24 protein-coding genes and 1 rRNA gene are annotated in these 23,497 nt (G+C 39.2%); all 25 read left to right on the forward strand.

Annotation, left to right across the window (positions count from 1 at the left end):
• Nucleotides 1-2: 2 nt before the first annotated feature.
• On the forward strand, nt 3-269 hold the full coding sequence (locus ACFYKT_RS21270; RefSeq protein WP_389223855.1) for an RNA-binding S4 domain-containing protein: 267 nt from the start codon (nt 3-5) through the stop codon (nt 267-269).
• 253 nt (nt 270-522) lie between these two features.
• Nucleotides 523-828 carry a sporulation protein YabP gene (gene yabP, locus ACFYKT_RS21275; RefSeq protein ID WP_389223858.1) on the forward strand — a complete coding sequence of 102 codons (306 nt, stop codon included), beginning with the start codon at nt 523-525 and terminating at the stop codon, nt 826-828.
• Entirely contained in the window at nt 825-1,457 is a 633-nt protein-coding gene (gene yabQ, locus ACFYKT_RS21280; protein ID WP_389223861.1) for a spore cortex biosynthesis protein YabQ, read from the forward strand. Before yabP ends, yabQ begins: the two co-directional genes overlap by 4 nt.
• 13 nt (nt 1,458-1,470) lie before the next feature.
• A complete protein-coding gene (locus ACFYKT_RS21285) occupies nt 1,471-1,878 on the forward strand; it encodes an FtsB family cell division protein (RefSeq protein WP_389223864.1) in 408 nt (135 codons plus the stop codon).
• A gap of 86 nt (nt 1,879-1,964) precedes the next feature.
• Nucleotides 1,965-2,423, forward strand: coding sequence for a S1 domain-containing RNA-binding protein (locus ACFYKT_RS21290; protein WP_389223867.1), 459 nt, complete (start codon nt 1,965-1,967; stop codon nt 2,421-2,423).
• Nucleotides 2,424-2,877: 454 nt separating this feature from the next.
• A complete protein-coding gene (gene spoIIE, locus ACFYKT_RS21295; RefSeq protein WP_389223870.1) occupies nt 2,878-5,361 on the forward strand; it encodes a stage II sporulation protein E in 2,484 nt (827 codons plus the stop codon).
• Nucleotides 5,362-5,434: 73 nt separating this feature from the next.
• Nucleotides 5,435-6,187 carry a VWA domain-containing protein gene (locus tag ACFYKT_RS21300; protein WP_389223934.1) on the forward strand — a complete coding sequence of 251 codons (753 nt, stop codon included), beginning with the start codon at nt 5,435-5,437 and terminating at the stop codon, nt 6,185-6,187.
• Complete coding sequence (locus ACFYKT_RS21305) at nt 6,156-7,139, forward strand: serine/threonine protein kinase (RefSeq protein ID WP_389223873.1); 984 nt, start codon at nt 6,156-6,158, stop codon at nt 7,137-7,139. The genes ACFYKT_RS21300 and ACFYKT_RS21305 overlap by 32 nt, the downstream gene beginning before the upstream one ends.
• A gap of 90 nt (nt 7,140-7,229) precedes the next feature.
• Nucleotides 7,230-8,618 (forward strand): tRNA lysidine(34) synthetase TilS, encoded by a 1,389-nt coding sequence (gene tilS / locus ACFYKT_RS21310; protein ID WP_389223876.1) that lies wholly within the window; start codon nt 7,230-7,232, stop codon nt 8,616-8,618.
• A gap of 25 nt (nt 8,619-8,643) precedes the next feature.
• Nucleotides 8,644-9,189, forward strand: coding sequence for a hypoxanthine phosphoribosyltransferase (hpt, locus tag ACFYKT_RS21315; protein WP_449257601.1), 546 nt, complete (start codon nt 8,644-8,646; stop codon nt 9,187-9,189).
• Nucleotides 9,190-9,325: 136 nt separating this feature from the next.
• Nucleotides 9,326-11,269, forward strand: coding sequence for an ATP-dependent zinc metalloprotease FtsH (gene ftsH, locus ACFYKT_RS21320; RefSeq protein ID WP_389223882.1), 1,944 nt, complete (start codon nt 9,326-9,328; stop codon nt 11,267-11,269).
• A 358-nt stretch (nt 11,270-11,627) separates the two neighbouring features.
• Nucleotides 11,628-12,404 (forward strand): type III pantothenate kinase, encoded by a 777-nt coding sequence (locus tag ACFYKT_RS21325; RefSeq protein WP_389223885.1) that lies wholly within the window; start codon nt 11,628-11,630, stop codon nt 12,402-12,404.
• A gap of 37 nt (nt 12,405-12,441) precedes the next feature.
• Complete coding sequence (hslO, locus tag ACFYKT_RS21330) at nt 12,442-13,320, forward strand: Hsp33 family molecular chaperone HslO (protein ID WP_389223888.1); 879 nt, start codon at nt 12,442-12,444, stop codon at nt 13,318-13,320.
• A gap of 40 nt (nt 13,321-13,360) precedes the next feature.
• Nucleotides 13,361-14,257, forward strand: coding sequence for a peptidyl-prolyl cis-trans isomerase (locus ACFYKT_RS21335; RefSeq protein WP_389223892.1), 897 nt, complete (start codon nt 13,361-13,363; stop codon nt 14,255-14,257).
• A gap of 202 nt (nt 14,258-14,459) precedes the next feature.
• The gene (gene cysK / locus ACFYKT_RS21340; RefSeq protein ID WP_389223895.1) at nt 14,460-15,389 is read left to right on the forward strand and encodes a cysteine synthase A; all 930 of its coding nucleotides are present in this window, start codon (nt 14,460-14,462) and stop codon (nt 15,387-15,389) included.
• Nucleotides 15,390-15,511: 122 nt separating this feature from the next.
• Nucleotides 15,512-16,927, forward strand: a complete 1,416-nt coding sequence (gene pabB, locus ACFYKT_RS21345; protein WP_389223898.1) for an aminodeoxychorismate synthase, component I — start codon at nt 15,512-15,514, stop codon at nt 16,925-16,927.
• Nucleotides 16,924-17,514, forward strand: coding sequence for an aminodeoxychorismate/anthranilate synthase component II (gene pabA / locus ACFYKT_RS21350; protein ID WP_389223901.1), 591 nt, complete (start codon nt 16,924-16,926; stop codon nt 17,512-17,514). The genes pabB and pabA overlap by 4 nt, the downstream gene beginning before the upstream one ends.
• A gap of 6 nt (nt 17,515-17,520) precedes the next feature.
• The gene (gene pabC, locus ACFYKT_RS21355; RefSeq protein ID WP_389223904.1) at nt 17,521-18,378 is read left to right on the forward strand and encodes an aminodeoxychorismate lyase; all 858 of its coding nucleotides are present in this window, start codon (nt 17,521-17,523) and stop codon (nt 18,376-18,378) included.
• A 14-nt stretch (nt 18,379-18,392) separates the two neighbouring features.
• Nucleotides 18,393-19,226, forward strand: coding sequence for a dihydropteroate synthase (gene folP / locus ACFYKT_RS21360; protein ID WP_389223907.1), 834 nt, complete (start codon nt 18,393-18,395; stop codon nt 19,224-19,226).
• Complete coding sequence (gene folB / locus ACFYKT_RS21365) at nt 19,219-19,584, forward strand: dihydroneopterin aldolase (RefSeq protein ID WP_389223910.1); 366 nt, start codon at nt 19,219-19,221, stop codon at nt 19,582-19,584. Before folP ends, folB begins: the two co-directional genes overlap by 8 nt.
• Nucleotides 19,581-20,108 (forward strand): 2-amino-4-hydroxy-6-hydroxymethyldihydropteridine diphosphokinase, encoded by a 528-nt coding sequence (folK, locus tag ACFYKT_RS21370; RefSeq protein WP_389223914.1) that lies wholly within the window; start codon nt 19,581-19,583, stop codon nt 20,106-20,108. The genes folB and folK overlap by 4 nt, the downstream gene beginning before the upstream one ends.
• On the forward strand, nt 20,060-20,275 hold the full coding sequence (locus tag ACFYKT_RS21375) for a helix-turn-helix domain-containing protein (protein ID WP_389223917.1): 216 nt from the start codon (nt 20,060-20,062) through the stop codon (nt 20,273-20,275). The genes folK and ACFYKT_RS21375 overlap by 49 nt, the downstream gene beginning before the upstream one ends.
• Nucleotides 20,276-20,364: 89 nt before the next feature.
• Nucleotides 20,365-21,366 carry a tRNA dihydrouridine synthase DusB gene (dusB, locus tag ACFYKT_RS21380; protein WP_389223920.1) on the forward strand — a complete coding sequence of 334 codons (1,002 nt, stop codon included), beginning with the start codon at nt 20,365-20,367 and terminating at the stop codon, nt 21,364-21,366.
• A 203-nt stretch (nt 21,367-21,569) separates the two neighbouring features.
• A complete protein-coding gene (gene lysS / locus ACFYKT_RS21385; RefSeq protein WP_389223937.1) occupies nt 21,570-23,069 on the forward strand; it encodes a lysine--tRNA ligase in 1,500 nt (499 codons plus the stop codon).
• A 318-nt stretch (nt 23,070-23,387) separates the two neighbouring features.
• Nucleotides 23,388-23,497, forward strand: a 16S ribosomal RNA gene (locus ACFYKT_RS21390); the annotation flags it as partial.

The following is a 23,497-nucleotide window of genomic DNA, read 5'->3' on the forward strand; positions in this document are numbered from 1 at the left end:
AAATGAGATTAGATAAATTTCTGAAGGTGTCACGGTTAATAAAGAGAAGAACACTAGCCAAAGAGGTTTCTGACCAAGGAAGGATTTCGGTGAACGGCCAACAGGCGAAAGCAAGCACAACTGTAAAAGTTGGTGATGAGCTAACGGTTCGATTCGGTCAAAAATTAGTTACGGTGAAAATTGATCGTTTACAGGAAACAACAAGGAAAGAAGAGGCGGCAGAAATGTATACGATCATCAAAGAAGAAAAGGTAGAAACAGAAGCGTAAGGGTCATCCCTTCCGCTTTTCTTTGTCCAGCTCCAGCGGCTAGGGGCTCGAGTCATAAGCCATCTCGTCATGAAGGTTAAAGGACAACCTCCCTGCCGATCTGTCTTATGCTTATCGCCCCTGGGCAAGCCGCTTCCGCATTTCTTTATTGTCTAGCTCCAGGCGCCTTCCGCATTTCAGTGTTCTATTTCACCTCATATTTTCATAAACATGTACAAAAAGCTTGTACTATGTGAATGTGAGGGATGAACGAATGAGTCAATATTATGAGACAAATTCAACAGCGAAAACGAATGTTCAGGAACATGATGTCATTATGCGAAGCAGAAGACTTTTAGACATTACAGGGGTTAAGCAAGTAGAAAGCTTTGATAATGAGGAGTTTTTACTAGATACAGTGATGGGCTTTCTAGCAATTAAGGGTCAGAATTTACAAATGAAAAACCTGGATGTAGATAAGGGTGTTGTCTCGATTAAAGGGAAAATCTTTGATCTTGTCTATCTTGATGATCAGCATGGAGATAAAGCTAAAGGGTTCTTTAGCAAGTTATTCCGATGACATTAACGACGCAGTTTATGACTATGCTGGCCATGGTTGGCATGGGAAGTGTTTTTGGCGCTGCCCTTGATACGTATAATCGATTCCTAAAGCGTACGAAGCGAAACCGCTTGCTAGTCTTTATGAACGATATCCTTTTCTGGATCGTGCAAGGGCTGGCGATTTTTTATATATTATTTTTAGTGAATAGCGGAGAACTGAGGTTTTATATTTTTATCGCTCTCTTATGTGGATTTGCGGCGTATCAAAGTTTATTTAAAGGGGTATATCTCCGAATATTAGAGATTTTGATCTCTATCGTTATTTCTTTTTATCGCTTTATGCTGAAAGTATTCCACTTTGTTATTTATAAACCGATCTACATGTTAGTTGCTGCAGTTATTTCTCTTATAATAATGCTAGGAAAAGGTCTTTTATCACTGTTAAAAGTAGTATGGAAACTATTATTATTTATATTGAAGATCGTTTTACTACCTGTACAATGGACTTTTAGACTAATTTGGAAACTTTTGCCGAAACGTATTAAAAAATTGGTCGATAAGATCTATAATAAAATGGCAGGAATTTTCAAACAAATAAAGAATTACTTTCATATACGGATTTCAAGATGGAAAAAAGATAAAAAGTAAGGAGGGGTGCGAAGTGGGTGCCATCAAGAAGAAAAATGTAGCCAAAATACAAACAAGCTATGCCAAGCAGCAAGAAGCAGCAGAGATCAATGTAGGCAGTAAAAAAAAGCGTCTATACAGAAGATTAACGGTCTTTTTTATAGGGGCTGTTATGCTTTCTGTTCTCATGATCTCCACACTCGTTTCGCAATCCTCTGCTCTTGATGAAAAAAGGGCGGAAAAAGAGAAGCTTGATCAGGAGTTAGCTTTATTAAAGCAGAGGGAAGTTATTTTAGAAGAAGAAATTGTGAAACTAAATGATGATGAGTACATCGCTAAGCTTGCCAGGAAGGATTATTTCCTTTCTGAAAATGATGAAGTAATCTTTAATATTCCAGAGAAAAAGGAAAAGAATGAGGAAAAGGAAAAATCAACTAATTAGACCTTGTATTGAACTCTTTTTTTATATTCTGTATAATATAGAGTAAGTTTGATTTTTTATATCATTCAAGGAGGCAATTTCTTTTTATGTCAATCGAAGTGGGCAGCAAGTTACAGGGTAAGGTAACAGGTATTACAAATTTCGGAGCGTTTGTGGAGTTACCGGAAGGCTCAACAGGTCTGGTACACATTAGTGAAGTCGCAGACAATTATGTAAAGGATATTAATGATCACCTTAAGGTCGGTGACCAAGTTGAGGTTAAAGTCATTAATGTCGAAAAGGATGGAAAGATTGGTTTATCCATTAAAAAGGCGAAAGACCGGCCTGAAAGAACAGAGCGTCCTGAAAGAGGCGACAGAAGAGAGTCAAGGGGACAATCACAATCTCAACGTCCACGTCAAGGCAGATCAAACGATAACCGTCCTACTAGAGAGAATTTCGAATCAAAAATGGCTCGTTTCTTAAAGGATAGTGAAGATCGTTTATCATCTTTAAAACGTAATACTGAATCAAAACGTGGGGGAAGAGGCGCTAGACGAGGTTAACTTGCTGCTTAGTTAATTTATATAGCAGGGTTTATCGTTTATTATTCCCATAGTAAAAAGACAAGTCTATTAAAGGACTTGTCTTTTTTTGTTTTCAATGAAATTTTTAAAGGATCATGTCGTATCTGTTTTCATTGTTTCGCCAATCTTTTCATGCAAAAAAAGCAATCATTCGTATGAATTGGTCAATTTCCACATTTATTTTAAATATAAGAGGGATGGAGTGTCATAATATCATCCATCTCTTTTTGTATTTTGTTCTCTTTTTGGGTATTACAGGGAAAAGCGTCGAACAAAAAATGTAAGCTTGTCCACCATTTTGACAAACTTCTATCTCATTCAAACTTATAATGATTGACAACATGGAATCAATCCCTTTGGAAACGGAACTAGACGAATGTCTAACTTTAGTGGGGGATGTTATCTAATTATAAAATGAGGGAGTGTAGTTAACATGGCAAATGCAGAGAGGAATGTAATCGAACCGCTCGGAGAAGTAAATTTTGGCAAACCTAAACTAGAACTTTCAAGAGGTTTCAATAAATTTCAACTAGGGTTAGAAACCTTCTTTCTGAAAAAAGGCTACCTTCTTTTGCTCATTGGCTTTTTACTTGGAAGAGCATTGATTTTGGCACAGCTTACTCCTTTTAGTCTCCCGTTTTTTGCGGCTGTCTACTTTATTAGAAAGGATAAAGCGCCAATCGCTTTAATTGGATTGGTTGCTGGTGCAGCGACATTATCTATTTCGAATGCGGTGTCCGCATTTGGGATTACTTTTCTATTTTTATTTGCCTTTCGAATTGCAAAAAAATGGCTGCATAATGAAATAAGGGCTTTGCCATTCTTTGTGTTTTTTACATTACTTGCCGGAAAACTATTAGAGGACTTTATTTTATCACAGCAACTTACTCTTTATGATGGAATGATGGCTGGTGTGGAGGCAAGCTTAGGTTTTATCCTTACGCTTATCTTTGTACAAAGCCTCCCTTTATTATCAATTAGTAAACGAAGACAGTCTTTAAAGGTTGAAGAAATTGTCTGTTTAATCATTATGCTGGCTTCTGTTATGACTGGAACAATCGGCTGGTCTGTTTACGAGCTTTCCGTTGAACATATCATGTCGAGATATTTAGTGTTATTGTTTGCGTTTGTCGCTGGAGCAACAGTTGGCTCAACAGTGGGTGTAGTGACCGGGCTGATCTTTAGCCTTGCCAATGTAACAAGTTTCTATCATATGAGCTTACTCGCCTTTGCAGGATTGCTCGGTGGTTTATTAAAAGAAGGAAGGAAAATTGGTGTAGCCGCCGGCCTTCTGATTGCTACCCTCTTAATAGGGATGTATGGAGAAGGGGGAGGCAATCTTACGAAAACCTTATTAGAAACAGCTGCGGCTATTCTTTTGTTTATACTTACTCCACATGTATTGCTTTCGAAGCTAGCAAAGCATATTCCGGGAACATCTGAATATGCGGCAGAGCAGCAGCAATATATGCGGAAAATGCGTGATGTTACGGCCCAAAGGGTTGCACAATTCTCTAACGTATTTCAAGCCCTTTCGAAAAGCTTCTCATCTTATGATGAACCATCCGAATGGGAGGAGAGCGATGGAACGAGGGAGTTAGATTATTTTCTAAGCAATGTGACTGAAAAAACATGTCAAACTTGCTTTAAGAAGGATCATTGTTGGACAAGGAACTTTGATACAACATATGACTATATGAAAGAGATTATGAATGAAATGGATGAAAATCATGGTGAAATCACATCAAGACTCTCAAAGGAATGGGACAAGCATTGTAGACGTTCGAAAAAGGTAACAGATACAATCCAACAGGAGCTAACATTTTATCATGCGAACCAAAGGCTAAAAAAACAAGTACAGGAGAGTAGAAGATTAGTAGCGGAACAATTATTAGGTGTGTCAGAGGTGATGGGTGACTTTGCAAAGGAAATTCAAAGAGAAAGGGAAAACCATCACAAACAAGAGGAGCTAATTTTTGAAGCATTACAGGAATGCGGCATTCATATTGAACAGGTCGAGATTTATAGCTTAGAAAAAGGAAATGTAGATATTGATATGTCGATTCCCTTTTGTAATGGACATGGAGAATGTGAGAAACTAATTGCCCCAATGCTGTCCGATATACTTAAAGAAACAGTGGTTGTGAACTTAGAGGAATGTTCAGCCTACCCGAATGGCTTCTGTCATGTTACCTTCCGTTCAGCAAAGGCATTTACTGTTGATAGTGCCGTTGCCCATGCAGCAAAAGACGGTGGATTTCTTTCTGGCGACAGTTACTCGACGATGGAGCTTGGATGTGGAAAGTACGCGATTGCGATTAGCGATGGGATGGGGAATGGCGAAAGGGCTCATATAGAGAGTAAAGAGACTCTTCAATTACTGCAAAAGATTCTTCAGTCAGGCATTGAGGAGAAGGTAGCCATTAAATCAGTCAATTCGGTATTATCTTTACGGACAACCGATGAGATCTTCTCAACATTAGATTTGGCAATGATTGACCTGCAAAATGCAGGAGCTGAGTTTTTGAAGATTGGTTCAACACCAAGTTTTATTAAAAGAGGAAATAAGGTAATCAAAATCCAAGCTAGTAATTTGCCAATGGGCATTATCCAGGAATTTGAGGTGGATGTGGTCAGTGAACAGTTAAAAGCAGGTGATTTACTGATAATGATGAGTGACGGAATTTTCGAAGGACCGAAGCATGTCGAGAATTTTGACTTATGGATGAAGAGAAAAATTGTTGAATTAAAAACAGAGGAGCCACAAGCTGTAGCTGACTTGATAATGGAAGAAGTAATTCGTTCAAGATCTGGATATATTGAAGATGATATGACGGTCATTGTAGCAAAAATTAAACATAATACACCGAAGTGGACGAGTATCCCTGTTCAAAAAATTCGCCAAAAGGCTAATTAGTTATTTTAACCTAATAAGCTTACAATATGTATAATTCCTCAACATATAGACGAAAATGGTAGCAACTAAAGATATGGAGGGGAGTTTCATGAAAACGGGAACGTTAAAGCAAATTTTGTTAATTACTGATGGCTGTTCAAACCAAGGGGAGGATCCTATTGCGATGGCAGCTTTGGCAAAAGAACAAGGGATTACTGTTAATGTCATCGGTGTAATGGAACATGATGTGATAGATGAGAAGGGTATGAGAGAAATTGAAAACATTGCCCTTTCAGGTGGAGGGGTCAGTCAGGTTGTTTATGCTAAGCAATTGTCACAGACCGTCCAAATGGTTACAAGAAAGGCAATGACCCAAACCCTGCAGGGGGTAGTCAATCGAGAATTGCAGCAAATCCTCGGCGGCAACAAACAAGTGGAGGATCTCCCTCCTGATCAAAGGGGAGAAGTAATGGAAGTTGTTGATGAACTTGGTGAAACGGTGGAGCTGGAAGTACTAATATTAGTTGATACAAGTGCAAGTATGGAAAAGAAGCTTCCTACCGTAAAGGAAGCCTTGCTCGATCTATCCTTAAGCTTAAATGCCCGATCAGGTGATAATCACTTTTCTGTGTTTGTTTTCCCAGCTAGAAAGAAAGAAGTGGAAAACATTCTAGACTGGACGCCAAACCTCGGCTCATTAACAAGTGTATTTAGTAAATTAACAACTGGTGGTATCACACCGACTGGCCCCGCAATTCGTGTAGCGTTAAGCCATTTTAAGAAGAAACGCTCAATAAGGAGTTTATTTTCTCGTGATGATGAATCATTCTTTGAAGAATCCGTTTAATGTTCATCCAGGCACGGTGATTGTAGGGAAATGGCATCGTAATCACTATACAATTGTTAAAGAGCTTGGGTTTGGAGCAAATGGAATTGTTTATTTAGCTCGATCCGGCAATCAGCAGGTAGCGCTGAAAATGAGTGAGAATGGGATTTCTATTACCTCTGAGGTGAATGTCCTAAAATCCTTTGCAAAGGTCCAAGGGTCTGCCCTCGGGCCTTCTTTACTTGATGTCGATGATTGGCCACAAAGAGATGGGCAGATATCCTTCTATGTGATGGAGTATATTCAAGGCCCGGATTTATTAACATTTATCCAGCAGAATGGACATGTATGGACTGAAGTCCTCATGTTACAGCTTCTAAACGACTTGCACACCCTACATCAAAATGGGTGGGTATTCGGTGACCTTAAACCAGAGAATTTAATTGTAACGGGCCCTCCTGCTCGTATTCGCTGTATTGATGTGGGTGGAACGACCATTCAAGGAAGGGCAATAAAGGAGTTCACAGAGTTTTTTGATCGCGGGTATTGGGGGCTTGGAACAAGGAAGGCTGACCCCAGCTATGATCTTTTTGCCGTTGCGATGATTCTAATCAATATTGCTTATCCTAAACGTTTTAATAAAACATCAGGTGATTTAAAACAGCTTACATCCATGATTCAGGAGAAAAAGGAATTAAAGAAATATGAGGGGATCCTATTAAATGCTCTAAAAGGGAAGTTTATGAGTGCAAATGACATGAGGTCATCCCTGCTGCAGTGCAGCCAGCCTCAGCCGGATCACTCAACAGCTCAGCCGCAAAAGGGGCCGTCCAAAACAAGGCAAAGCAAAGGGAATGTAAGTAGACAAACCTATGCAAAAAGGAAAAAAAGAGGCGGTATTTTTGAAACTACCATCATTTTCATCATTATCTCTCTCCTCTATATGTTCTATATTTATGGCCAGTTAATATAAGAAGGGAAAAGAATAGTTCTCCTCTATTAATATATGCTATGCTCAAGGAAGAATGGATAAAGACAATATATGATGATAAGGAAGAAGCATATGCTAGATGCAAAGGTCAGTGCTTTTCTGCAACGAAAAGGCATAGAATTAAACAATATGAGGCTTTTAATCGGAGTGTCAGGCGGGCCAGACTCATTGGCGCTTCTCCACTATTTATGGGGTAAGAAACAAGTATTTAATCTTTCGATAGTGGCTGCACATGTGGATCATATGTTTAGAGGAGAAGAATCCTTTGAAGAAGCTAGGTTTGTTCAGAGATTTTGTGAAGATAGGAAGATCCCTTTCGAAATGACCCGAATAAATGTTCCTAACTATATAGAAGAAACCGGAAAAAGTTCACAAATTGCTTCAAGAGAGTGCAGATATCAATTTTATAAAGAAATGATGGAAAAGCATGAGTTGAATTATCTTGCTCTTGGTCATCATGGAGATGATCAAGTTGAAACGATTCTTATGCGGTTAACAAGAGGAAGCACTGGAGAAGCTAGAGGGGGGATGGCCTTTAGTAGACCGTTTGGCAGCGGGCAAATCATTCGCCCCTTCTTATGCATCAATCGCTTGGAAATTGAAGACTATTGTTTAAAGCATGAGTTGGATCCTAGAAGAGATCCAAGCAATGAAAAGGGGATATATGTCCGCAATCGGTTTCGCAAGGAAGTTATGCCTTTTTTAAAAAGGGAAAATCCGCTTGTTCATGAACATTTCTTACGATTTAGTGAGGAAATTCAAAATGATGAAGCTTTTTTGCAGGAATTAACAGTTCAAAAAATGAATAAGGTAATGGAAAAGAATACCCCTGGGGAAATAATAATAAGTATTAACGCGTTTCAAGCAATGCCAATACCTTTACAAAGGAGAGGTATTCAACTAATATTAAACTATCTTTATCAGGAAAAACCTACTTCTTTATCTGCCTTACATATTGAGAAAGTTATTTCATTAATGAGCAGTCCCCATCCTTCCGGAACACTTCATTTCCCAAACGGTTTATATGTTGTACGCTCATACGAGAAATGTCATTTCCTTTTTCGTCTTCAACAAGTACAATCCTATCGTTTCGAAATGATCAAGCCCGGAAAAGTTGAATTGCCTAACGGTGATAGTATTATGATGGAATTCATAAGCGATCCTACGGGTATGGTTCAATCTAACACCTTTCTATTAAATCGTGATGATCTTATCTTTCCTCTTGTTATACGAACAAGAAGAGCGGGAGACCGCATGACATTGAAAGGAATGCAGGGTACGAAGAAAGTGAAAGATATTTTTATTGATCTGAAAGTACCTTTGCAAAAGAGAAATACTTGGCCAATCGTAACAGATAGCAATGGCCAAATATTATGGGTGCCAGGACTAAAAAAATCTCATTACTCAATAAGGCAACAATCTAATTCAAGCTTTATTCTTTTAACGTACATAAGGCAATGATCTTCTAGGGGGCTTACTAAATATGATGAAAAACGATATTGAAAAAGTGTTAATAACAGAAGAAGAAATTCAAGAAAAAATAAAGGTTCTTTCTGCAGAGCTTACAGAGGATTATAAAGATAGCTTTCCTCTAGCAATTGGCGTTTTAAAAGGAGCTATGCCATTCATGGGCGACTTGTTAAAACGTATGGATACCTACCTGGAAATGGACTTTATGGATGTTTCCAGCTATGGAAAATCGACTGTTTCATCTGGAGAGGTCAAAATTGTGAAAGACCTTGACACTTCTGTTGAAGGCAGAGATATCTTAATCATTGAAGATATTATCGATAGTGGGTTAACTTTAAGCTATTTAGTTGAGTTATTCCGTTATCGAAAGGCAAAATCCATCAAAATTGTTACACTGCTCGATAAACCAACTGGCCGCAAAGCAAATATTCAAGCGGATTATGTAGGATTTATTGTACCTGATGCATTTGTTGTTGGATATGGTCTGGATTACGCTGAAAAGTATCGAAACCTCCCATATATTGGAGTGCTTAAGCCTGAAGTATATAGCAATAATAATTAAGTGAATAATGACATCCAAGTATAACCCTTTCTACAGCATGAGGTGACTGAGTTTTGTCAAGTGCAATTCCTTGTATTGGCATGTTTTTCTATGATACTATACATTATAGTTTGTTTACCGTGGGAGGAGGTAAGGGATGAATCGGATCTTCCGGAATACCATCTTTTATTTATTAATATTTTTAGTAATTATTGGTGTCGTTAGCTTTTTTAATGGGAATAATGAACCAACTGATCAAGTCTCTTATGATAAATTTGTTAGCTACTTGGAAAGTGGAGAAATTACATCCATTACCATGCAGCCTGAAAGAGGCGTATTTGAAGTAAGAGGCCAACTAGAAGGTTATGAAGAGGGTAAATACTTCATCACTTATGTTGTAAATAGTGATAGTATCCTTGAACGGATTGATGCACTTGCAGCGCAAAATGGCAAGGTAGATTTCCAGCCTGCTAAAGAAACGAGTGGCTGGGTAACATTCTTTACTTCAATTATACCTTTTATTATTATCTTTATTTTATTCTTCTTCTTACTAAACCAAGCTCAAGGCGGTGGAAGCCGTGTTATGAACTTTGGCAAAAGTAAAGCAAAGCTTTACGATGACAGTAAAAAGAAGGTTCGCTTTAAAGATGTAGCTGGAGCGGATGAAGAAAAGCAAGAGCTAGTTGAAGTAGTTGAATTTTTAAAGGATCCTAGAAAGTTTGCTGAACTAGGAGCAAGAATTCCTAAAGGAGTCTTGCTTGTAGGACCTCCAGGTACAGGTAAAACATTACTTGCACGTGCAGCTGCTGGTGAAGCAGGTGTGCCATTCTTCTCCATTAGTGGATCTGATTTCGTTGAAATGTTTGTAGGTGTGGGTGCTTCGCGTGTTCGTGATTTATTTGAAAATGCGAAGAAGAATGCACCATGTATTATTTTTATTGATGAAATAGATGCGGTTGGACGTCAGCGTGGAGCAGGTTTAGGTGGTGGGCATGATGAACGTGAGCAAACCCTTAACCAATTGCTTGTTGAGATGGATGGGTTTGGAGCAAACGAGGGAATTATCATTGTGGCAGCAACGAACCGTCCAGATATTCTAGACCCTGCATTACTGCGTCCAGGACGTTTTGACCGTCAAATTACAGTAGACCGTCCAGATGTAATTGGCCGTGAAGCAGTACTTAAAGTACATGCCCGCAATAAGCCATTAGATGAAGGCGTCAACTTGAAAGCTATTGCACAGCGTACTCCTGGTTTCTCTGGAGCTGATTTAGAAAACTTATTGAATGAGGCAGCGCTTGTTGCAGCTCGCCGAGATAAGAAAAAGATAGACATGACTGATTTAGATGAAGCATCAGACCGAGTAATTGCTGGTCCGGCGAAGAAAAGTCGTGTCATATCGAAGAAAGAAAGAAATATTGTTGCTTTCCATGAAGCGGGACATACCGTAATTGGTACTGTTCTTGAGGATGCGGAAATCGTTCATAAAGTAACCATCGTCCCTCGTGGGCAGGCTGGTGGATATGCAGTTATGCTTCCTAAAGAAGATCGTTTCTTTATGACTAAGCCGGAGCTTCTTGATAAAATTGTTGGTTTGCTCGGTGGACGTGTGGCAGAGGAAGTTGTCTTTGGTGAAGTAAGTACTGGAGCACATAATGACTTCCAACGTGCAACAGGTATTGCAAGACGAATGGTGACGGAATTTGGAATGAGTGACAAGCTTGGACCATTACAATTTGGTCAGTCACAAGGCGGCCAAGTCTTCTTAGGAAGAGATTTCAATAATGATCAGAACTATTCAGATGCGATCGCATACGAGATTGATCTAGAAATTCAACGAATCATTAAAGAATGTTATGAGAAGGCAAGAAAAGTCCTTACAGAGAATCGTGATAAGCTAGATCTTATTGCCAATACACTTCTTGAAGTGGAAACACTAGATGCAGAACAAATTAAACATTTAGTGGATCATGGCACATTGCCTGAGCGTCCTGTGAAAACGGATGATTTATCCACTGAGACAGTAAAAGTTAATATTAATGTAAATAAAGAAGAACTTCCTGAAGAAACACCAGAAACAAAGGAAGATCATAAAGAATAATTTGAAAAGCGCTCATAACTGAGCGCTTTTTCTGTGTGGAAAATTGTTGGTCGTTAGCTACTTATGTTATGATATTTTCAGTGAAAAAAATGTCTTTTCTTAAGGTTGTTTTCTAAATAAATTGTGTAAATGGAAACCGTTGATGGATAAAGTTAGTTGATTGGAGCGGAAGGTGCGAGACTCCAGCGGGAGTAGTGGGACAGGTGAGACCCCGCAGGCGCTTTAGCGCTGAGGAGGCTCACCGCCCACCCCGCGGAAAGCGAGCGGCCTGGAGCGGAAATCAACCTTTACTCATTCATGTTAATGGCCAATGTTTACGAAAACAGCCTTTCCTACAATAAATAAAGTGGTGAGTATATTGATATTTGTTTTTGATATAGGGAATACGAATATGGTTTTGGGTGTATATGATGGAGATGTACTGAAATACCATTGGAGAATTGAAACAAACCGTAATAAAACAGAAGATGAATATGGAATGCTGATCAAATCGCTGTTTGATCACGTGGAACTTACATTTGCTGATATAGATGGGATTATCATTTCCTCTGTAGTTCCGCCAATTATGAATGCACTCGAAAGAATGTGCCATAAATATTTCCACATTAAACCGCTTATCGTCGGACCAGGTATGAAGACAGGGCTAAATATTAAATATGAAAACCCAAGAGAAGTAGGGGCAGATCGAATTGTTAATGCAATTGCAGCCATTCACGATTATGGCAGTCCACTCATTATTGTTGACTTTGGAACAGCAACTACTTATTGTTATGTGAATGAGCATAAACAATATATGGGTGGTGCAATTGCTCCAGGGATCGGAATTTCGACAGAAGCTTTATACTCAAAAGCTGCAAAACTGCCAAGAATTGAAATAGCCCGTCCTGATGATATTATTGGAAAGAACACAGTCGCTGCTATGCAGGCAGGAATATTGTTTGGTTATGTTGGACAAGTAGAGGGAATTGTTAAAAGAATGAAAGACCAGGCAAAGGGAAATCCTACCGTCATTGCAACAGGAGGATTGGCAACTCTTATTTCTAAAGAATCGGCAATTATTGATATTGTTGACCCATTTTTAACATTAAAGGGTCTGCAAATTATTTATAAACGTAATATGGAAACGATAAAATAGCAAACATCATAGAATGACTATCGAAAGGAGTTTACACATGAGCGATTATTTAATTAAAGCACTTGCTTTTAATGGTCAAGTGAGAGCATATGCAGTTCGAACAACAGAAACAGTAGGGGAGGCTCAGCGTCGGCATCATACATGGCCAACTGCTTCTGCTGCTCTTGGGAGAGCAATGTCTGCAGGTGTCATGATGGGTGCCATGCTAAAAGGTGAGGAAAAGATCACGATCAAAATTGACGGTGGAGGCCCTATTGGCCCTATTTTAGTAGATAGTAATACAAAAGGTGAAGTTCGTGGGTATGTGACAAATCCACAAACTCATTTTGATTTAAATGAACAAGGGAAGCTTGATGTCCGCCGTGCGGTAGGGACAACAGGTACATTGACTGTTGTGAAAGATATTGGAATGAAGGAACATTTTACTGGACAGGTTCCAATTGTATCAGGTGAGTTAGGAGAAGATTTCACATACTACTTCGTTATATCTGAACAAACACCATCTTCCGTTGGTGTGGGAGTACTAGTCAATCCTGATAATACAATTCTTGCTTCAGGTGGCTTTATTCTGCAGCTAATGCCAGGAACAGATGAGGAGACAATTAGTGATATAGAAAACCGTCTAAAGGCGATTCCTCCTGTATCGAAATTAATTCAGAGAGGACTTACGCCAGAAGAATTATTAATGGAGTTATTAGGAAAAGAAAATGTGAAGATTATGGAGAAGCTACCTGTTGCTTTCTCATGTACATGTTCAAAAGAAAGATTTGGGGCTGCTATTATAAGTCTCGGCGAAGATGAAATAGAGGATATGATTAAGACGGAAGGCAAGGCTGAGGCACAATGCCATTTCTGTAATGAATTATATCATTATTCGGAAGAAGAGCTACAAGAACTAAAACGAGAAGCTAAGTAAATTTATAGGTGATATTGGTAGCTTGTAGGGGGAGGAAAAGGTGAAAAAGGAGAGGCTAAAAAGAGAAAAGCTTTGGATTGTAATTGCTGGACTAATTTTAATGAATTGCCTAACCGTGGCCTTTTTTCTTTCTAAAGGAGATACGGGAAATAATGAGGTTGTAGCGAAAGTCGGTAAGGAAAAGATTACTCGTCAGGATTGGCTGAGTGAAATGGAATCAAGATATGGCAAAGAAATATTAAGTGAATTAGTCGATCAGAAAATTATTGAAACAGCTGGGGAAAAGTATGGAATAAAGATTCCTGACCGCGCAGTTGAACGTGAACTAATGATCGTTAAAACAATGTATGGTTCATCCAATGGATATCAATCAGCTGATGAGAAAAAATGGCGGCAGCAAATCAAAAATAATCTAATGCTAGAAGAACTCCTTACAAGGGATGTAAATGTGCCAGAGAAAGAAATGAAAAACTATTACGAGCAAAATAGCAGGCAATTTCGTTTGCCTGATTCCTATCATATATCCAAAATTATCGTCAAAACCAAAAAGGAAGCAGAGCAAACATTAAAGGAATTAGAGCAGGGGTCTAGTTTCTCGGTATTAGCAATGGAACGCTCGATTGATGAATTCACAGCGAATCTTGGTGGAGACGCTGGTTATGTAAATGAAGAAAGTGAGCATTATTCGAAGGAATTCATCAATTCGATAAAGAAGCTAAAGCCAGGCAAATGGAGTAAACCAATCAAGCTGGAGGATAGTTATGCTATTGTCACAGTCCATGAATTTGTCGAAGGTAAGGAATACGCATACAAAGAAGTAAAGGATCAGATTAGAAGGCAGATTGCATTAGAGCAGATGGATATACCTGTATCTGCAAAGCCGCTCTGGAGTGAAACTGATATCGAATGGTTCTATGGGGAACTAGAGGCACAATAACACGGACTTGTCCGTGTTTTTTTTTCAAAAGAAGCGAAGAATTACCTATTCTCCTGAGTATGATATAAGGGGAGGAAATTAGGCAAAAGAATGAAATTGTTTGAAAAACTAATTTTTCCAGACAAAGCAATTGACTTTATAGGCTAGAATTGATAAGTTTTAATTAAACCAATACAAATACTCGGAATAAGAGGTGGATCACGTGGTACGTGTAGCAAATTCGATCGCAGAATTAGTAGGTCAGACACCAATTGTGAAACTTAATCGCATCATTGATGAGAACAGCGCAGATGTATATTTGAAATTAGAGTATATGAACCCTGGAAGCAGTGTGAAAGATCGTATTGCTCTTGCGATGATTGAAGCGGCAGAAGAAAGTGGAGAATTAAAAGAAGGAGCCACAATCATTGAGCCGACAAGTGGAAATACAGGGATTGGGCTTGCAATGATTGCCGCAGCGAAAGGTTATAAGGCAGTTTTGGTTATGCCGGATACAATGAGTATGGAACGTCGAAACCTCCTGCGTGCTTATGGTGCAGAACTTGTTCTAACTCCTGGAGCAGAAGGGATGAATGGGGCTATTCGTAAGGCGGATGAGTTAGCTAAGAGCCAAGGCTATTTCTTACCACAACAATTTAAAAATCTATCTAACCCAGAAATCCACCGCAAAACAACGGGGAAAGAAATTACTGAGCAAATGGGCGATCAGCTTGATGCATTTATCTCTGGGATCGGTACGGGTGGTACGATTACGGGTGCAGGCGAAGTCCTTCGCGAGAAATACGAAAATATTAAAATTTATGCTGTAGAGCCAACTGATTCACCAGTCCTTTCAGGTGGAAAGCCTGGTCCACACAAAATTCAAGGAATTGGAGCAGGGTTTGTTCCAGATATTCTTAATACCGAAATCTATGATGAAGTGATACAGGTAACAAATGACGAAGCATTTGAATACGCCCGTCGCGCTGCGAAAGAGGAAGGAATCCTTGGAGGGATTTCATCAGGTGCAGCCATCTTCGCTGCATTGAAGATCGCTAAAGAACTTGGAAAAGGCAAGAAGGTACTTGCTATTCTTCCTAGTAATGGAGAACGATATTTAAGCACACCATTATATCAATTTGAAGAAGAATAATAAATTTAGAAACAACAGTCAACAGAGGCTGTTGTTTTTTTAATCTTTTTAATTTAAGAAATGAAAGCAAGGCATTCTTCATGTATGATAAAAACAGAGAAAACATGTGGGGTGACATGCCGTTGAAGAAATATAAATTATATGCCGAAAAAATTCCTTTTTCTTATAGCCTTTTTTTTAAGCAATACCAGCATATTTCGGCTGGGAAACAGCATCATGTTTTATTAGAAAGCGGGCGAGGCGGCCGTTACAGCATTGCTGCTTTTGACCCTGAAACTGTCCTCATTGGGAAAAACTCAAAGTTGGAAATTATACATAGGGATGGGAAGCAAATCCTTGAAGGAAATCCTTTACACTTATTGAAAGAGTGGCTTAGTCAATATGAGATGGAAAGGCTTGAAGACCTGCCTGACTTTCAAGGAGGTGCAATCGGCTTAATCAGCTATGATTATGGCCGTTATATTGAGCGTCTCCCTCGTTTAGCTGAGGATGATCTACATATACCGGATATACATTTTTTTGTTTTTAAAGAGTGGTTTGTATTTGATCATGAGTCAGAAATATTGTGGCTTATGTCTCTTTATCGTGAGCATGAAGATATGCTTACTGTAGAAAAGAAGATGGAAGAATGGAAGGGGCGTTGGCAAGCGGAATATTCCGCTCCTAAGTCGAAAAAGGCAATAAACGTTAATAGTCAAAGAAATGTTTCGATGAGTGAAGAGGCATTTATTCAGGCTGTCCAGCGTGTTCAGCAATATATTTCTTGTGGGGATGTATTCCAAGTAAATTTATCTGTACGTCAAAGTCAGCCAATTAACATTCCGGCAATGGATGTTTATGAGCAATTAAGGATATTAAACCCTTCACCATATATGGGATTTATCCATACTCCTGATTATCAGCTTGTCAGTGCATCTCCAGAGCTTCTGATTAAGAAAAAGGGGAAAGAAGTCAGCACTCGTCCAATAGCAGGAACACGGTCACGCGGCAGGGATGCTGCTGAAGATCTTGAACTGGCGAATGAATTAATTGAAAATGAAAAAGAACGGGCAGAACATGTGATGCTTGTTGACTTAGAAAGAAATGATCTCGGGCGTGTGTGTAAGTTTGGTTCTGTAAAAGTGGATGAATTTATGGTGATTGAGAAATACTCCCATGTGATGCATATTGTCTCTAATGTGAGAGGGGAAATAGCAGATGGGAAAGATGGATTTGATCTAATCGACGCCGTATTCCCTGGTGGAACCATCACGGGGGCGCCAAAGGTAAGGACGATGGAGATTATTGAAGAGCTGGAGCCTGTAACAAGAGGACCGTATACGGGTTCGTTCGGATGGATTAATTTTAATGGAGATCTCGAATTGAATATTATTATCCGAACCATGCTGGTGAAGGAAGGACAAGCTCATGTTCAGGCAGGAGCAGGTGTTGTAATTGATTCGAATCCAAAAAATGAATATAAAGAGTCATTGAAAAAAGCCATCGCATTATGGAAGGCGAAAGAAATGGCTGAACAAGAAAAGGGTGATAACATATGATCTTCATAATCGATAATTATGATTCATTCACATATAATCTTGTGCAATATCTTGGTGAATTAGGAGAAGATTTGCTGGTGAAAAGAAATGATGAAACATCCATTGAAGAAATCCGTCAATTAGCTCCTCAGTTTTTATTGATTTCTCCAGGACCCTGCAGCCCGAATGAGGCGGGAATCAGCCTTGAGGTAATTCGGGCCTTTGCGGGTGAGATTCCCATATTCGGAGTGTGCCTTGGGCATCAATCGATTGCACAAGTTTTTGGCGGAGAGATTGTTCAAGCTGAACGTTTAATGCATGGAAAAACATCAGAAATGCACCATGATGGGAGAACGATTTTTCAAGGCTTACCCAATCCCTTTCCGGCAACAAGGTATCACTCCTTAATCGTCAAGAAGGAATCGGTGCCTTCCTGTTTAGAGGTGACCGCATGGACTTCGGAAGGGGAAATCATGGCAATTCGCCATAAGGAGCTGCCGATAGAGGGGGTCCAGTTTCATCCTGAATCGATTATGACAGCTGCAGGGAAGGATTTACTGAAGAATTTCCTCCATACTTATTCAAGTTTTGAAGTAGTAAAGGGGTAATGAACGATGTTTATCTATCTGAATGGCGATCTGGTTAGGAAAGAAGATGCAGTCATCTCCCCGTTTGATCATGGCTTTTTATACGGAATGGGTCTTTTTGAGACAATTAGAGTCTATAATGGGCATCCCTTTTTGCTAGATGACCATTTGCAGCGTTTAAATAACAGTCTAGAAGTGTTGAATATAAAGACTAGATATACAAGAGATGAAATACTGGAGATCCTTCACCCACTACTTAAGATAAACGAGTTAACAGATGCATATGTCCGATTAAATGTTTCTGCTGGTATTGGTGAGATTGGATTGCAAACAGAGCCATATGTGCATCCTAATTTAATTATTTTCGCAAAGCCGTTGCCGCCAGCAAAAGGTTTGCAGGAAAAGAAGTCCGTTATTCTTCAGTTGAAGCGAAATACCCCTGAAGGATTTGAACGACTAAAGTCACATCACTATTTAAATAATATTTTGGCGAAGCGAGAAATAGGCGATCATCCGGAATGTGAAGGGATCTTTTTGACAGAAGATGGCTATTTAGCTGAAGGAATTGTCTCGAATCTGTTTTGGATAAAGGACCAAAAGCTTTATACTCCAGCACTTGAAACGGGTATTCTAGATGGAATTACAAGACAGTTTGTAATGAAACTTGCTAGTAAACGAGGAATGAGGTTGGAAGAGGGATTTTTTACATTAGATGAAGCTAAAGTAGCTGATGAGGTTTTTGTTACAAATTCCATTCAGGAAATTGTCCCTCTTTCATTATTTGACCAAGAACAGAAGCCAGGGAATCAAGGGGTCATTGTGAACGACTTGCAGCTTCAATATAAGCAATATACTACTTATGTATGGAGTAGAGATGAACTTTAAGGAGGTAAAAGTGAATGTCTAATGTCATTCAATGCGGCCCCCATTCATTAGATTATGGCCGAAGAACACTCATAATGGGGATTTTAAACATCACTCCCGATTCTTTTTCCGACGGTGGGAAGTTTAATCATTTGGATCAGGCAGTGGAGCGGGCCTTGCAGATGGTGAGAGATGGTGCAGATATTATCGATATTGGTGGGGAATCAACAAGGCCTGGATTTATACGTGTATCGGCTGAAGAGGAAATAGAAAGAATTGTCCCTGTCATCAATAAGATTGCTGAGGAAGTAGATATCCCAATTTCTATTGATACATATAAGGCAGAAGTTGCTAGACAGGCGATTAAAGCAGGTGCACATATCATTAATGATATTTGGGGTGCGAAAGCTGATCCTGATATGGCTCATGTTGCTGCTGACCTTCGAGTGCCGATTATATTAATGCATAATCGGAATAATCAAGATTATACCGTTTTTTACCGTGATGTCGTGAATGATTTATATGAAAGTATTTCACAGGTAAAGCATGCTGGTGTTCTGGATGAAAATATTATCCTAGACCCAGGAATTGGCTTTGCTAAGGATCTGAATTATAATCTAGAAATGATGAGAGACTTGGATAAGCTTGTCTCGCTTGGATACCCAGTTTTACTAGGAACCTCTCGGAAGTCAATGATTGGCGGCGTGTTAGACTTACCTGTCGATGAACGGATGGAAGGTACAGGGGCAACTGTTTGTTATGGCATTCAGAAAGGGTGTCAAATCATTCGAGTTCATGATGTGAAGGAAATGGCTCGAATGGCAAAAATGATGGATGCATTAATAGGTAAGGGTGAAAATCATGGATAAAATTATACTTAATAAAATGGCCTTTTATGGCTATCACGGAGTTTTCCCAGAGGAGACTCGTCTTGGGCAGCGCTTTGTGATTGATTTAATAGTTGAAACCAATTTACAAAAAGCGGGGGAAACAGATCATCTTGAGGACTCCATTAATTATGGAGAGATCTATCAAGTCTGTAAAGAGATTGTGGAAGGGAAACCGTTTAAGCTTGTTGAAGCGGTCGCTGAAAAGATTGCCAGGGAAATGCTTGGACGCTACGACGCTATTCACCAGGTGACGGTCAAAGTGATAAAGCCGGATCCTCCTATCCCTGGCCATTATGAGTCAGTTGCAGTTGAAATTATAAGGAGTAGACAGCAATGAATAATGAGGCATATATTGCTCTGGGCTCTAATATTGGTGACCGCTTTGAAAATCTAAAACAAGCAATAGAATGCTTAAAGGCCATATCTGAAGTAGATTTGGTAAGTGTTTCTTCCGTTTACGAAACAGATCCTGTGGGCTATGAGGATCAGGAACAATTTTTAAATATGGTCATACAAGTAAAGACGGGGTTCACGCCTTTTAAGTTACTTGATGTTTGTTTAGAAATTGAAAAGGAACTTGGGAGAAAAAGGGATATCCGCTGGGGGCCGCGAACTATAGACCTTGACATTTTATTGTATAATCAAGAAAATATTAAAACAGAGAAATTATTTATTCCTCATCCTCGGATGCAAGAGAGAGCTTTTGTTATCATCCCGCTGCTAGAGATTCAGCCGAACATCAAGCTTCCGTCGATGGAAATACCTCTTCAAGCAATTTTAGAGGATATACCTGATAGAGAGGGAGTACGAATATGGAAGCGGAAAAATGGGGAAGACGTATTCGCGCTTTTCGTAAATTAAAAGGCTATACCCAAGAGAGTTTCGCTAAGGAGCTTGGTGTATCTGTTTCGATTCTTGGTGAAATTGAAAGAGGAAACAGAATGCCTGCTGTTGATTTTCTAGAGCGGGCTGCCTATATGTTAAAGATTACTGTGGAGGATCTGATTCCTCCAGAGGAAAATAGATAATTATTTATTTGGTATTTAAGGGTTAGATTGTCATCTAACGACAGCGCCTCTGATCAAGGTGTTTTGCAATACAATTTAGGAGGTTTACCGTGTTTAAAATCGGTGATATCGAATTAAAAAACCGTGTCGTTCTTGCACCAATGGCAGGAGTGTGTAACTCCGCGTTTCGTTTGACTGTCAAGGAATTCGGTGCTGGATTGGTTTGTGCTGAAATGGTTAGCGACAAGGGCATTATTTTAAAAAACGAAAGAACAATGAACATGCTCTATATCGATGAACAAGAAAAGCCTCTAAGCCTGCAAATCTTTGGCGGTGAAAAAGAAACATTGGTGGAAGCAGCTAGGTTCGTTGATAAAAATACGAATGCAGATATTATAGATATTAATATGGGCTGTCCTGTTCCGAAGATCACAAAATGTGATGCTGGTGCAAAATGGCTGCTTGATCCAGATAAAATTTATGAAATGGTCTCGGCAGTAACAGATGTGGTTGAAAAACCAGTTACAGTGAAAATGCGCATGGGTTGGGACGAAGACCATATTTATGCAGTGCGAAATGCGCAGGCTGTTGAACGAGCAGGAGGAAAAGCTGTTTCACTGCACGGACGTACACGTGTGCAAATGTATGAAGGTCAAGCAAACTGGGATATCATTCGTGAAGTAAAGCAAAGCATCAACATTCCATTGATCGGAAATGGCGATGTGCAAACACCGCAGGATGCGAAGCGTATGCTTGAGGAAACAGGCTGTGACGGCGTTATGATTGGACGGGCTGCACTAGGAGATCCGTGGATGATTTATCGGACGGTTAAATATCTTGAATCAGGCAAATTAATGGAACCACCAAGTATCCGTGAGAAAATTGACGTATGTATTCTTCATTTGGATCGTTTAATTGCCTTGAAGAATGAAAATATTGCTGTTCGCGAAATGCGAAAGCACACTGCTTGGTATTTAAAAGGAATTCGTGGCAATGCGAAAGCGCGAAATGCGGTCAATGAATGCCAAACAAGAGAAGAACTTGTTATGTTATTAAATGCGCTTGTCTTAGAAGAAGAGGAGAAGGAACGTAGTCAAATCCAAGCTGGTTAACGGTATATCGGTTTGACATTGAAAATTTCTTTCACTATAATTTTGGTACAGAGAGAACTGCCAGTGAACTTACTGGCAGTTTTTATTCGATTTAATCATAATATTGATGTCTGTGCTGTCCACTTTGTGTAAAATAATATAAGTATGAGGAATCTTTTATTCACAGATAGGTTTTACATAAAAAGATTTACAAAATAATGGAGATGATACAAGTGAGTCAGAGTCATGAAGAATTAAATGACCAATTACAGGTAAGAAGGGAAAAAATGAATAGCCTAAGAGACAAAGGGCTAGATCCATTTGGAAAACGTTTTGACCGTTCACACCAATCAAAGGAATTAATAGAACAGTACGAGGCTTTAGAAAAAGAAGAGATCGAAGAGAAAAACATTTCTGTAACCCTTGCTGGACGTATAATGACCAAGCGAGGAAAAGGAAAAGCGGGCTTTGCTCATGTACAAGATTTATCAGGGCAAATTCAAATTTATGTACGTAAAGATGCAATTGGTGACGAAAATTACGAAATTTTTGATTCAGTAGATCTTGGAGATATTGTAGGTGTTTCAGGAATACTTTTTAAAACAAAAGTAGGCGAACTTTCAATTAAGGTTCAAGATTTTGAGTTATTGACGAAATCCTTACGTCCGCTTCCTGATAAGTTCCATGGTTTAAAAGATGTTGAACAGCGTTACCGTCAACGTTATTTGGATTTAATTATGAGCGAGGAAAGCAAGAAGACATTCATAGACCGTAGTCGCATCATTCAATCTATGCGCCGTTACCTTGATAGCCAAGGGTATTTAGAAGTAGAGACGCCTATGATGCACTCGATTGCTGGAGGGGCTTCAGCGCGTCCGTTTATTACACATCATAATGCGCTTGATATGGAATTGTATATGCGTATTGCGATTGAGCTTCATCTGAAGCGCTTGATTGTTGGCGGATTAGAGAAGGTATATGAAATTGGCCGTGTATTCCGTAATGAAGGTGTTTCAACACGTCATAATCCGGAATTTACAATGATCGAATTGTATGAGGCGTATGCAGACTACCGTGACATCATGAGCTTAACAGAAAATCTTATTGCACATATTGCACAAGAGGTATTAGGAACAACGACTGTTCAATATGGTGAGTATGAAGTGAATCTCAAGCCTGAGTGGAAAAGACTTCATATGGTAGATGCGATTAAGGAATATACTGGGGTAGACTTCTGGAAAGAGATGAGCAAGGAAGAAGCACAGCAATTAGCGAAAGAGCATGGGGTAGAAATTACTGAACATATGCTTTATGGCCATATTGTCAATGAGTTTTTTGAACAAAAGGTAGAAGAGAAATTAATTCAGCCAACATTTATTTTTGGACATCCGGTTGAAATTTCTCCACTTGCAAAGAAAAATGATGAAGACCCACGGTTTACGGACCGGTTTGAGTTATTTATTGTTGCGCGTGAGCATGCAAATGCATTTACAGAACTTAATGATCCTATCGATCAAAGACAACGTTTTGAAGCTCAGCTTAAAGAACGTGAACAGGGTAATGATGAAGCTCATATGATGGACGATGATTTCATTGAAGCATTAGAATATGGAATGCCTCCAACAGGTGGACTTGGAATCGGTATTGATCGTCTAGTTATGCTTTTAACAAACTCTCCTTCTATTAGAGATGTGTTGTTATTCCCGTTAATGCGTCATCGTTAATATTTAATAAAAGGGGTAAAGCGCTGCTACCCCTTTTATTATTCCTTTGAATTGCATGAATATTTTTTCTTTAATTATAAAAGAAAAATCTTTAAAAAACATGTTGCAACCGATTAGAGATGGTGGTATATTAATATCTGTTGCTGCGAGACATCAACTTAAACAAAAAAGATTTTAAAAAGTTGTTGACTTAAAGTAGTGAAATGTGATAGTATTTAAAAGTCGTCTTGAGCGACATTAAATAAAATTGCTCTTTGAAAACTGAACGAACAAAAAACGTCAACGTTTTAAATTTTTATTTATGAGCTAATCAACTCTTTATTGGAGAGTTTGATCCTGGCTCAGGACGAACGCTGGCGGCGTGCCTAATACATGCAAGTCGAGCGAATCTGAGGGAGCTTGCTCCCGAAGATTAGCGGCGGACGGGT

It is taken from the genome of Cytobacillus mangrovibacter, assembly GCF_042865275.1.
Taxonomy (GTDB): domain Bacteria; phylum Bacillota; class Bacilli; order Bacillales; family Cytobacillaceae; genus Cytobacillus; species Cytobacillus mangrovibacter.